At 43.3% G+C, this 13193-nt stretch carries 10 protein-coding genes; all 10 read right to left on the minus strand.

The genetic code is table 11. The features are described from left to right. Window positions 1-49: 49 nt before the first annotated feature. Complete coding sequence (locus ACFGVS_RS01930; protein ID WP_274213291.1) at window positions 50-454, minus strand: hypothetical protein; 405 nt, start codon at window positions 452-454, stop codon at window positions 50-52. A 108-nt stretch (window positions 455-562) separates the two neighbouring features. After that, window positions 563-2956 carry a type I DNA topoisomerase gene (topA, locus tag ACFGVS_RS01935; protein ID WP_274213292.1) on the minus strand — a complete coding sequence of 798 codons (2394 nt, stop codon included), beginning with the start codon at window positions 2954-2956 and terminating at the stop codon, window positions 563-565. Window positions 2957-3183: 227 nt separating this feature from the next. Next, a complete protein-coding gene (mnmA, locus tag ACFGVS_RS01940) occupies window positions 3184-4272 on the minus strand; it encodes a tRNA 2-thiouridine(34) synthase MnmA (protein ID WP_439697235.1) in 1089 nt (362 codons plus the stop codon). Window positions 4273-4535: 263 nt separating this feature from the next. Continuing rightward, a complete protein-coding gene (locus tag ACFGVS_RS01945) occupies window positions 4536-5081 on the minus strand; it encodes a TIGR02117 family protein (protein WP_274213293.1) in 546 nt (181 codons plus the stop codon). A gap of 1206 nt (window positions 5082-6287) precedes the next feature. Continuing rightward, window positions 6288-6914, minus strand: coding sequence for an HAD family hydrolase (locus ACFGVS_RS01950; RefSeq protein ID WP_274213294.1), 627 nt, complete (start codon window positions 6912-6914; stop codon window positions 6288-6290). Continuing rightward, complete coding sequence (locus tag ACFGVS_RS01955) at window positions 6911-8152, minus strand: MFS transporter (RefSeq protein ID WP_439697236.1); 1242 nt, start codon at window positions 8150-8152, stop codon at window positions 6911-6913. Before ACFGVS_RS01955 ends, ACFGVS_RS01950 begins: the two co-directional genes overlap by 4 nt. Before the next feature lie 86 nt (window positions 8153-8238). After that, window positions 8239-9333, minus strand: a complete 1095-nt coding sequence (gene aroC, locus ACFGVS_RS01960) for a chorismate synthase (RefSeq protein WP_274213297.1) — start codon at window positions 9331-9333, stop codon at window positions 8239-8241. Window positions 9334-9636: 303 nt separating this feature from the next. Next, complete coding sequence (gene aroA, locus ACFGVS_RS01965; RefSeq protein WP_439697237.1) at window positions 9637-10932, minus strand: 3-phosphoshikimate 1-carboxyvinyltransferase; 1296 nt, start codon at window positions 10930-10932, stop codon at window positions 9637-9639. A gap of 97 nt (window positions 10933-11029) precedes the next feature. Further along, the gene (locus ACFGVS_RS01970; RefSeq protein WP_090650066.1) at window positions 11030-12157 is read right to left on the minus strand and encodes a chorismate mutase; all 1128 of its coding nucleotides are present in this window, start codon (window positions 12155-12157) and stop codon (window positions 11030-11032) included. A gap of 109 nt (window positions 12158-12266) precedes the next feature. Beyond that, window positions 12267-13172, minus strand: coding sequence for a prephenate dehydratase (locus tag ACFGVS_RS01975; RefSeq protein WP_090650068.1), 906 nt, complete (start codon window positions 13170-13172; stop codon window positions 12267-12269). Window positions 13173-13193 lie beyond the last annotated feature (21 nt).

Here is a 13193-nt window from a genome sequence, read left to right on the forward strand (position 1 = left end):
ACTTAATCCAACTCAATCAACTAAATCTAACTTAATCAACCACTCACTACTACAATATCATAACACCAGGCTTATTCAGTACCGGAAGTTTGATGAAATTCATCTCTACGATGCTCTCAGGCAGGAAAATGAACTTTTTATCATAAATGTTACCGCCGATGTAATAGCTTAGCCAATACTCATTATTAAGGCCGAAAGTTTGCTCGTCAATAGGTTCGATAAGCTTGTATCCTTTACTGTCAACTACCGGGATCATGTGGCGTAAAACGGAAGTTTTTACCTGCTCGCCATTTTTTTCGCCGTACCCCTTCGAGGTGATCAGGACATTCTCGATAGGCTCATTTTTAAGGTTGATGAGGTACACGTACCAAATTTTGCTCTCCACACTTTCGCGCTCCAGCGCTACCGCTATGGCAATATCTTTAACGTTATTTTCGGGGAGGTCCTTGATCATTTTGTTGATAAGTTAAGCGGTTGATTAGGTTGATTGAGTTAAGTGGTTTGTGGCCGAGAAAAATCTATTTAACTTATTCAACTTAATCCAACTCAATCAACCAATTACTTACTTCTTCTTAGCCGGCGCTTTTTTCTTGGCGGGGGCTTTTTTGGCCGCAGGTTTTGCGGCTGCTACCGTTTTACCAAAGCGGCCTTTTTTGGTGTCCTTAGGCATGGCATCAGCCAGGGCCTTGCACTCTTCATAAGTTAAGGTCAAGGGATCTTTATCCTTGGGTATCTTAACGTTAAGTTTGCCAAATTCAATATAGGGCCCCCAGCGGCCGTTCAATACTTTTACTTCCGGGTCTTCTTCAAACGCTTTAATCAGTCTCTCGGCATCTTTTTTACGTTTTTCGTTAATCAGCTCAATCGCTTTTTCTTCGGTAACATCATGCGGATCGATATCCTTTGGCAACGATACGAACGCGCTGTTATGGCTAATGTACGGCCCGAAACGGCCGATAGCCACTTTCATTACCTTACCTTCATATTCTCCAACAACTTTAGGAAGCTTAAATAATTCCAGGGCTTCATCAATAGTGATAGTTTCAATGCTTTGGCCGGTCCTTAAACTGGCATATAACGGCTTTTCTTCATTCTCCTCGGTAGCACTTTCGCCAACCTGCACAAAGGGGCCGTAGCGGCCAATACGTACAGATATTTTCTTGCCATTTTCAGGATGCACACCCAATTCACGTTCACCGGTTGCTTTATCAGCCGTTTCAATAGTGCTTTGCACACCTTTATGGAACGGGTTATAAAAATCGTGCAGCATGGCGGTCCAGTCTTTTAACCCCTGGGCTATCTCGTCAAATTGCTTTTCAACGCTGGCTGTAAAGTTAAAATCTACAATTTCTTTAAAGTATTGTACCAAAAAGTCGTTTACAACCGCGCCAATATCAGTGGGGAATAACTTGCCGCGCTCGGCACCGGTATTCTCCGTTTTTTGTTCTTTAACAATCTGGCCATCTTTCAGCACCATTAGCCTGAAATTGCGCACTTTACCTTCGCGCTCTTCCTTAACCACATAACCACGGTTTTGGATGGTAGATATGGTAGGGGCGTAGGTAGATGGGCGGCCGATACCCAACTCCTCTAACTTTTTCACCAGGCTGGCCTCAGTATACCTTGCCGGCGGACGCGAGAAGCGTTCTGTTGCCGACATTTCCTGTAGCGCCAAACGCAGGCCACGGGTTAAAGGTGGCAGCATCGCGTTTTCGCCGTCCTGTTGCGGTTCATCCTCGTCGTCGCTTGATTCAAGGTAAACTTTCAGGAAACCATCAAACTTCATCACCTCGCCGTTGGCTGTTAAATCCTCTTTACGGGTTGATATACTGATTTTTGCGGTGGTTTTCTCAAATTGCGCTTCACTCATTTGTGAGGCTATGGCACGTTTCCAGATCAGTTCATAAAGGCGTTTCTCGTTCGATTCGCCATTGATAGTATGGTTGTTGAAATAGGTTGGCCTGATAGCTTCGTGAGCTTCCTGCGCGCTTGCATTTTTGGTTTTATATTTTCTTAGCTGATGGTATTTTTCGCCATAAGCCGATATAATTTCACTTTGTGCGGCATTTAACGCGGTATCCGATAAGTTTACCGAGTCGGTACGCATATAGGTAATATATCCAGCCTCGTACAAACGTTGGGCTACCTGCATGGTGCGGGCTACCGAGTAGCCCAGTTTCCTGCTGGCTTCCTGTTGTAGGGTAGATGTGGTAAACGGTGCAGCAGGTGAGCGTTTGGCCGGTTTGGTTTCCAGCGAGCGTACGTCAAAATCGGCACCGATACAATCCTGTAAAAATTTCTCGGCATCTTCAGGTTTGGCATAACGTTCGGCCAGCTCGGCTTTAAAAGCATCTTTGCCCTTACCAAATATGGCCACTATTTTGAAAGCAGCTTCGGCTGTAAATTTATTTACTTCGCGTTCCCTGTCAACAATCAATCGCACTGCCACTGATTGTACACGGCCTGCAGATAGCGATGGCTTAACCTTTTTCCACAAAACAGGCGAAAGTTCAAAACCCACCAGCCTGTCTAATACACGGCGTGCCTGCTGTGCATTTACCAAATTGTAGTCAATTTTACGCGGCGTATCAATTGCCTTTAAAATGGCTGGTTTGGTTATTTCGTGAAAAACGATGCGTTTGGTGGTAGCATCTTTCAATCCTAACGTATCAAATAAGTGCCATGATATGGCTTCTCCCTCGCGGTCCTCATCCGATGCCAGCCAAACCATTTCTGCTTCTTTAGCTAATTTCTTCAACTCGCTCACTACCTGTTTTTTATCGGCAGGAACCTCATATTTTTGAGCGAAGTTGTTACCTATATCTATCGCATCTTCAGACTTTACCAAATCGCGGATATGCCCGTAGCTCGACTTTACAATAAAGTCTTTCCCAAGGTAACCCTCGATGGTTTTGGCTTTCGCCGGAGATTCAACTATCAGTAAATTTTTGGCCATTTAAGCAGTTATTTTTTGCAAATAAAACATAAAGAAAGCGAAACGCCAATTAGTTTTGCTAAAAACGTTGGAATATTAGCTGTGAAGATTGTACGAATGCCTCAATTTTGAAAGAATGTAGTATCGTTTCAACGACGATTTTAAAGGCTGTTTTTTTGATGTTTTGACCCTGTTATGTACCCGGCTAAACACCGTCGATTTTACACTATTTGACCCTCAAAATGAAACTACATTAAAAATCCGCCGCCCAAAAGGTCGTTGCCTTCATAAAAAACGGCCGACTGCCCGGGCGCGATACCGGATACATTATGGTGAAAATCAACCTTCATGTGCTCGCCCATTTGTACAATGCTGCTGGTGGTACCGGCATCTTTATAACGAATTTTGGTAATAGCTTCGATAGGTTCGGTAATGCTGGCGTATTTAACCAGGTTTAGGTTTTTAACCCAGGCCTGTTTGCGTTCCAATTCATCGGCAGTGCCTAATACTACGGTATTGGTGTTAGGATCAATACTGGTTACAAACATAGGTTGCCCCAGCGCAATGCCTAATCCCTTACGCTGCCCAATGGTATAAAAGGGATAACCCTGGTGTTTGCCCACTACGGTGCCATTGGTAAGTACAAAGTTGCCGCCGGCAACACGTTCTTCCAGATCTTCAACTTTATGCCTTAAAAACGATCTGTAGTCGTTATCGGGCACAAAGCAAATCTCGTAGCTTTCACTTTTACCGGCAAGCTCAATCTGCCCCATATCCATAGCCATTTGCCTGATTTCGGGCTTCGAAAAACTGCCTAAGGGGAATTTGGTACGTGCCAGGTTTTTTTGAGATACTCCCCAAAGCACGTACGACTGATCTTTATTTTCGTCTTTACCTTTTGAAATTACGTAACGGCCATTATCCTGTAAACGGATATTGGCATAATGTCCTGTAGCTATAAATTCGCAATCCAGTTTATCGGCGCGTTTTAATAAAGCTTCCCATTTAATGTGGGTATTACATAACACACAGGGGTTAGGGGTGCGGCCGGCCAGGTACTCGTCAACAAAGTTATCAATAACGAAATCGCCAAACTCATTGCGGATGTCCAGGATATAATGAGGAAAACCATAGCCAACGGCCAAAGCACGCGCATCGTTAATACTATCAAGGCTGCAGCATCCCGTTTCTTTCGAGCTTCCGCCCGATGATGCATAGTCCCAGGTTTTCATGGTGAGCCCAATAACTTCATAGCCCTGCTCATGCAACATAACTGCTGCTACCGAACTATCAACGCCACCGCTCATTGCCACTAAGATCCTGCCATGCTTACTCATAATGGGCGCAAAGATACGCTTTTGTGTTTTATATTGATATAGGGGTTAGGTCAGGGTAGGGCAATAATTTAGTATCAAGTAGTAAGTATCAAGTATCAAGACTTTTTTGGTTCACTTGTTCATTAGTTCATTGGTCTTTTCTGGTGGGATTGCCAGATAGATAGGAGGTATTCAGCCAAGAAGCTATTTGTCTGCCATGCCCGCGTTCCAATGAACCAATGAACCAATGAACCAATGAATCAATGAACCAATGAACCAATGAACTACCTGTAATGATAAAATATTCCCCTGTCAAAAGGCGTCCACATGCAGGCGGTTTGGCCGCAGGCTTTAAGGGCGTTATTGGCCCAGGTATTGCAGGTATAAAACATATTGTATTTGCGGTTGGCTTCGTAAAACGCGTCGCTGGTGCCGTAGTTGGCATTTGTTTTTATGTTGATGACATTTCCGGCACTGTCTCGTTTAAAACTGTCGTTAATAAAAGCTATCAGCCTTTTGTACTGATCATTGCTGATCATGATTTTTTTACAATTGTTATTCTCCGGCATTGCCCGGTAGTAAGTAGCATGAATGGCCGAAGTACTTAAAGCGAAGGCCGCCCTAAACGCCGTACTAAACTTTAATTGCGACCAGGTAGGAGTGTTGAGGTAAAACCCCTTATCGCCCCAGCCAACTGCCAGGTATTTTGCCGTGGTATCGCGGCCCGTTGTATTTTGATACGGCATCTCTTTGCTCCAATCTGTAACCTGACTTTTTACGGGAACTACAATGTCGGTGTGGTCGCCATTGGTAAGGATATATATGGCCACGTCGGCCGAAGTGCCGGATTCTTTTTACAGTCCATATCGAAAGTAAAAAAGCCGCCGGCAGGAAAAGCGCTACAAATACTACAAGGCCCAATACAGTTCCTAAAAATATTTTCAGGATCTTTTTTATAATTATCATAATTGGCGATTGAGGTTGGGTTTGGTGTTACTATAATAACCCGAATAGTTATTGCAATACTCATAATTACCCTTTTATTCTTGTTAATTATTGGTTAATTTATATTGATAATAAGAATTTTATATATTTTATATAAAGTGTAAATTTATGTAGGCATAAGAGACGTATTTTTAACGTGACCAAATACCGCCAACATAAAAGCCCGTTGAATAAACAACAGGCTTTTACTTTTAGGTTAATGTAGGCGTATTAGCCGACACTCATCGGGCCAATTTAAGGGCTACCCCTTTTTATTAAGCCATTGCTTAATACGCGAATTGAGCAATATACCTGCAATGGTGCAGGCCACTAAAAGGTATACAATCATGATGTGCTTTGGCATTTTATTTTGGTTTATAATCTGCAATAAATGTAACGGGGATGATACATTTATTGCAAGTGTTTATGAAAATAAATATCTAACCGGTTGAGAAAAAAAGTCAAATACTTAAACAAAACTAACACTTTGATATGATGTAGTTTCACTGGCCCGATTCAGCGTTTTATAATATAAAATTTGCGTTTATTTAAAATGAACAAAAAAACGCGTAAAAAAACATTTTTATAGCCAAAAAACGACAGTTTAACGTAGTGTTACGCTAACACTATTTCAATGTTAAAACTAATTTATTGCTATTTTTTTAAAGAATAAATGTGCAGTTGACGATTCTAAAAGTTTTATAACTATTTATTAAAATAAACGTAAAAATGAAAATACCTCTTGTAACATTCGGTTTACAATATAAATTTGCTTTACCCTAATTAATTTAAAATGATAAGCCAATTAACGTTAGAACAAAAGCTTCAGGGCGTGATCTTAATGATCATTTGCTTTATTGCCGTAGCGAACTATTTAATTAAGTGAGTGCCGACAGAGAGAAGAGAAAATTAAGGTGCCTTTTTGGAGGCGCCTTTTTTTATGGAATAAACTTTGAGCCGATTTTCTGGGAGAGGTGCATAGTTACATTTTCAATAACAAATTCAGATTTAAGACACAACAAGTACTTATGGCTTAAAACGGCAGCCTCGGTTTACATAAATATAGCTAACGCATCCTTAAGGCTTTTTGACGAATGGGTTACAACAGCACCTGTGTGCCTGTCTTCCGGGTCAAACAGAAAGGTATCGATACCCAATGAACCCGCCGCCTTTATTTCAGACTCAGGATCATCGCCGATGACCAGCAGCTCTTCCGGCTGATAGTTATTGTTGTTCATAATCATCGTGAAGATATCCTTTTTAGTTTCGGGCGATACCTGCGGATCGACAATATGAATCGCTTTAAAATCTCCCTCGATGCCTAACAACCTTATTTTACTCCATTGCAGTTTGGTAAAGCCCGTTGTTACCAGGTACTTATCTATCGGGGTTGCGCTGATATATTTATACTCCTCGTAGGGCTGCATCGGCAGCGCATACTCAAGGTCTTTAAGCAAATCAAGGCCCTTATTTTTCGCCGCCTCGCTAAAGTTGAATTTTTCGGCAACCTGCTGGTAAGGTCGGCGCTGCATTTCTGCCTTCACCTTCTCTATTTCTTGGGTACCAATTTCTTCGGCCAGGCTGTCTACAAATTCAAACACCACGCTAAAAAGATTTTCAGAAATTGAACTAACCGGGTAAATGGTGTTATCCAGGTCTAAAATGATGGCTTTTTTCATAATATATTGTCAACACGAGTTACCGCAATTGGTTCGTTTTTCTTAATGAGTTTTTTAAGGATATGATACCCGGTTGACACAAATAAACAGGTACCGGCAAATACCCACCACAAGCTATCAAAGCCACCTGCCGTAATAATCCGGGCACCAACTGCAGGAGCAATAATTTGTGCAGCCGACCACGACATGCCATAAATAGCGGCATAGGAGCCCCGGTTACTATTGTTGGTTCGGCTTACCCAAAACGAGTTCATGAATGGCATGGCGATGATTTCGCCAAAAGTTATCATTACTACTATCAAAACGGCTATCCAGGCGTTATGCGGGAGTATGTTCAAAAAAACAAATGTAATGCCCGTTAACAGCACCCCAGCGCTGATATAAGTTAAAGGGTGCCTTTTGCCATCAAGTTTATGAACAAGTACCATTTCGACAGCTACAATCAAAATTCCGTTTAAGGCCATTAAAAAACCGATAAAACGCGGGCCGAGGTGCCATTGTATAGTATAAAACACCGGTTGGGTTATAAAAAACTCAAAGAAGCAGCAAGAGAAAAGTGTGTTTAAAATGATGAATATTAAAAACACACCATCGGTATGGGCCGCTGCCGATTTTGCTTCTTTCAACACATCCTTCACTGATTTCCTGATTTGCGAGCGGGGCATCAGTTTCAGCAAAAGTATTGCAGCCAAAATATTGGTGCAGCCGTCAACCCAAAACAGCAAGTGGTAATTAATTGAAGCTAAAAATCCGCCTAAACCACCTCCAACCGCCCAACCAAGGTTAACAGCCAGTCGGTTTAACGAATAGGATCGTGTTCTGGTGGTCTCATCAGCATAATGCGCAATTGCCGCCGAGTTTGCCGGCCTGAAAGATTCATTACAAATGCTGAGTACAAACGTAAGAATGCTGATACTGATAAAGGAATGCTGATAGCCTAAAATGATAAACTGGATGCCACCTAAAAGCAAGGCCCCAACCTGCACATCATAAAAACCTATTTTATCGGTTAGCTTCCCGCCTAAAAACGCTCCCCCAAACGCACCAATGCCAAAAAATGCCATTACCCAACCCGACTGGATTACCGTAAAGTGCAGTTTTTGGATGGTATAAACGCTCATAAACGGAACCACCATAGTACCGCTCCGGTTAATAAGCATTACCAGGCTCAGGTACCAGCTGTTTTTAGATAGTCCGTAATAAGCGTTTTTGTAGGATTGGATAACAGGAGTTAGCATGGTTAAACAAAGATAGCTTTTAAGGCTAAAAGCAGAAAGCCCAAGGCCCAAAGGAATAAAAGCTTTCTGCCTTAGGTCTTCGGCTTTTAGCTTAACCTCGAATTGCGGTTACGCAACCAATGATCGGCCAAAACCAATGCGGCCATCGCCTCAACAATGGGTACCGCGCGTGGCACCACGCAAGGGTCATGGCGGCCTTTGCCCGATATTTCGGCAGCGTTACCTTCGCTATCAATAGTGGCCTGGTTTTTCATGATGGTGGCAACCGGTTTAAAGGCTACTTTAAATTCGATAGGCATTCCATTGCTGATGCCGCCCTGGATACCGCCCGAATAATTGGTAATAGTTGTTATATCGCCTAAATGCGACTTTACAAAAATATCGTTATGCTCAGATCCCCGCATTTCGCTGCCGGCAAAGCCCGATCCAAATTCAAAGCCGTGTACGGCGTTGATGCTTAGCATGGCTTTACCTAAATCGGCATGTAGTTTGTCAAATACAGGGTCGCCTAAACCTACAGGGCAATTTTTTATGTAACAGCTCACTTTGCCGCCAACGGTATCTCCGTCTTTGCGCACGCTGTCAATAAATTCTATCATTTCTTCTGCTGTTGCCGGGTCGGCACATCGCACGATGTTTTTCTCGCGCTCATCAATAAATTCCTGAACGTTTTTAATTTCAACGTTTGGTGCATCTATTTTGCCAACACTGCTTACATGGGCTGCAATCTCGATGCCCTGGGTTTTGAGCAATAGCTTGGCCAGAGCACCCGCAGCAACACGCGCTGCGGTTTCGCGGGCCGAGGAACGGCCACCGCCACGGTGGTCGCGAATGCCATATTTGGTTTGGTAAGTATAATCGGCGTGGGAGGGACGGAACACATCAACATTATGGGTATAATCCTTTGATCGCTGATCTTCATTCGGGATCAGCATAGCAATGGGCGTGCCCGTGGTTTTACCTTCAAATACGCCGGATAAAATCCGTACCGTATCTGCCTCTTTACGTTGTGTGGTAATCTTCGACTGACCTGGTTTGCGTTTATCCAGCTCGCCTTGTATATAATCGGTATCAACTACCAATTGTGCCGGGCAGCCATCTATTATTACCCCAATTGCCTCGCCATGTGATTCGCCAAAAGTGGTTATCCTGAATACTTGCCCGAATGAATTGCCTGCCATTGTTTTAGATGTTAGATATGAGATTTGAGAAAACTCAAATGTCAGAATTTAATTCTAATTAAACCGTCATTGCGAGGTACGAAGCAATCCCCTACATGCTAAGTCCCACATTGTTCGGGATTGCTTCGTACCTCGCAATGACGGGCGTTTTGTTGTTTTTTTAAGGTTGTAAATTTCACTATGTCATTGCGAGCGTAGCACGGCAATCTCGTTATCTGCATGGTTGTCTTGCATAGTTCGCGATTGCTTCGTGCCTCGCAATGACATAGTTTGGCGCCGGATTCGCCTTTTTCCCTTTCGCCTTTAACCTTCTACCGTTTCCACTGCAAACCCTTGCTTCTCCAGATCATCCCAAAATGCAGGATATGATTTGTCGACTACCGGGCCGTTTTCAAATTCCAGTTGAGGAACAACAAGGGCCAATGGTGCAAAAGCCATAGCCATACGGTGATCATGGTAGGTGTTGATGAACATACGCTCCGGGATAAACTTTTCGCTGCAATCCAGTTTATAAACCTGGCCTTTTTCAATGAGTTTAACGCCCATTTTGGCAAGTTCGGTTTGTAAAGCTAAAACCCTGTCGGTTTCTTTGATCTTCAGCGTTTCTAACCCGGTGAAAGTTGCTTCGTGACCTAATGCCGCGCATACTACAATTACTGTTTGTGCCAAATCCGGGCATTCTTTCATGTCGAAGATTTTGCGGCTTAAAGGTTTGGCCTCTTTTAGTAAATGTACACCGCCATCTTTAAATTGAGATGTGATACCAAAGTTGGCCATTATCTCGGTTATCACGCTGTCGCCCTGCAGGCTGTAAGCGGTTAAACCGGTCAGGAATATTTCTGCTTCATCGGCCAGGGCGGCAATAGCATACCAGTACGATGCCGCGCTCCAGTCTGGTTCAATGTATAATGATGTTGTGGCAAAATCCTGGTTGACTATGGTAATCACATTATCAGTCCAAGAGTGCTGGATACCGGCTGTTTGTAACATAGCCAATGTCATTTCTACATAAGGGCGCGACGTTAGTTCGCCTTCAATATGGAGTTCCAAACCAAGCGGCAACCGGGCTGCAATTAGCAAAAGTGCGGTAATGTACTGACTGCTGATGTTACCTTTGATACTGATTTGACGGCTTAGCTGCTCAAAACCACCTTTTAATTTAATAGGAGGGTAGCCATCTTGCTCTTCAAAACCTATATGGGCACCCAATTGCCTCAAGGCATCAACCAAAACACCTATCGGCCTTTCCTTCATGCGCTGGCTGCCGGTTAAAATCACCTCGTAATCCTGTATGGCATAATAAGCCGTTAAAAAACGCATCGCCGTACCGGCAGGGCCGATGTCGACAGTGGTGAGTGGCGAATCGTGAGTAGTGAGTGCTTCCCCGCTGCTAACTGCCAACTGACCACAGCCAACTGACGACCTCAAGATGCCTGCTAACAACACAGAATCGGCGGAATCGGATACATTATCTACCTTAACCTTACCGTTGCTCAGCGCTTCGATAATGAGGGCGCGGTTACATTCACTTTTTGAACCGGTGAGGTTAACCGTGCCTTTTATATACTTATTACTTTTACTCAGGATGATGTTTTGCATCGTTTGGTTAGTCTTAAGTTCTAAGTCGATAGTCTGAAGTCAAAAGCCAATAGATTAAACCACTTTTGACTTTTGACTTTTAACTTTTGACTTAAAATTACGCGTGTGTTAGTTTTTCTGCTGCCTGGCCTGCTTCGCTGGCGTTCATGATGGCTGTTTGCCTGCTGATAGATTCGGCGTGTAAAAGCTCCAGTAATTTTTCGGTAAATTCGCTGCCTAATTTTAATGCTTTAGCGTAGTTAGTACGTTTTTGCAGGATTTCGTCCCAACGGCCAACCTGTAAAATAGTAATGCCATTATCTTTTTTATGCTGACCGATTTTATCGGCAATCAACATACGCTCGGCAATTTTCTGGATAACTAAATCGTCAATTTTATCAATCTGGTTGCGCAATTCGTGCAGTTTATCGTTAACCTCGGCATTGCGTACTTCTGGTTTACGTAAAGCCAAATGATCGATGATGTCGGCAAGTGCAGCAGGGGTAACCTGTTGTTTAGCATCTGTCCAGGCTACGCTTGGATCGATGTGCGATTCGATCATTAAACCTTGCATATCCAAATCCAAAGCTTTTTGTGAAATGTAACCAATAAGGTCGCGGTTACCTGATATGTGGCTTGGATCGTTAATGATAGGCAATTCAGGGGCTAAAGTTTTTAAAGCAATAGCGATATCCCACATTGGCTCGTTACGGAAAGCAGATTTTTCGTAAGATGAAAAACCGCGGTGGATAGCAGCAAGTTTAGTGATACCGGCGTTGTTGATACGCTCTAAAGCGCCAATCCATAAAGAAAGATCGGGGTTTACCGGGTTTTTAACCATTACCGGTACATCAACACCGCGCAAAGCATCAGCAATTTCCTGTACAGTAAAAGGGTTTACTGTTGAACGTGCACCAACCCAAAGGATATCAACACCTGCTTTTAAAGCTTCTTCAACGTGTTTACCGGTAGCTACTTCAATAGCGGTTGGCAGGCCGGTTTCGGCTTTGGCGCGTTTTAACCACTCCAAACCAATTGAGCCAATACCTTCAAACTCTCCCGGGCGGGTACGTGGTTTCCAGATACCTGCACGTAAGGCAGAAATTTTACCGGTTTGGGCTAATAAATGAGCGGTTGCTACCAGCTGATCTTCAGTTTCGGCGCTGCAGGGGCCAGCAATTACCAATGGTTCTTTACCGGTCTTAATCCAGGTATGAAGCGGCTGTATGTTTAAATTTAGTTTCATTGTGTTTGTTATTTGTTCCGGCTGTTTGTTTTTTAAACCGGGGGTGTTTTATGTTTTAATTTTTTGATTTCCTGTTTATCTGATAATCTGCGGGATCATCTCTTTTTGTTTAAACGTTGCGGCGAATGTTGATATATCGCCTGCCGCGGTCAATTCGTTGGGGTTTGGGTGCTACTGATGGTTCGTCATCGTGTCTTTCATATTCGCCAAGTATGTTAAAGTTTTGTGTGTATTTAAGTATCTGCCGGATAGCGCTATCGTAGTGTTTCTGCTCGTCCCATTCCACATCTACATAAAAATTATATTCGTTGCGCTTTCCAAGTATGGGCATTGATTGAATTTTGCTCATGTTTAAACCCTCTTCGGCAAAAATATTAAGCACTTTGGCCAAAGCCCCAACCTTATTGCTCACCTGGAAACAAAGCGACGCTTTATTGGCCGTCTTTTTATCCATGTTTTCATGATGGGTGAGGATTAAAAAGCGGGTAAAGTTCCTTTTGTTTGATTCGATGCGGCGTTCTAAAACATCCAGTCCATACAGTGTTGCAGCCAATGAATTGGCGATAGCTACTGTATCCGTTAATTGTTCATCGCGGATGCGTTTGGCACAGGCTGCGGTATCGCTGCTCTCCACAATTTTAAGATGCGGGTACTCGTCAAAAAAATCGACACATTGGCGCAGGGCAATAGGGTGCGAGGTTACGTATTTTACATCCTCAAACTTTACACCTGGCAAAGCCATCAGGTGTAATTGAATGGGCAGGTAAATTTCGCCTACAACAGGGAAGCCATAATCTAACAGTAAGGTGTAGTTGGGCAATATGCTGCCGGCAATGCTGTTTTCAATAGCCATTACCACATAATCGGCCTCGCGTTTTTTTAAACTTTCAAAAGTTTGTTTAAAAGAGTTGCACTCAATCATCTGAGCGTTTTCGCCAAAATAACGCAGGCCGGCTTCTTCGTGGAAGGAGGCGCGGATCCCCTGGATGGCAACTCTTGGTTTTTCTATTTTCATGACCCCTGTTAATGCAAAAAG

The organism is Mucilaginibacter sediminis (assembly GCF_051903035.1).
Taxonomy (GTDB): Bacteria; Bacteroidota; Bacteroidia; order Sphingobacteriales; family Sphingobacteriaceae; genus Mucilaginibacter.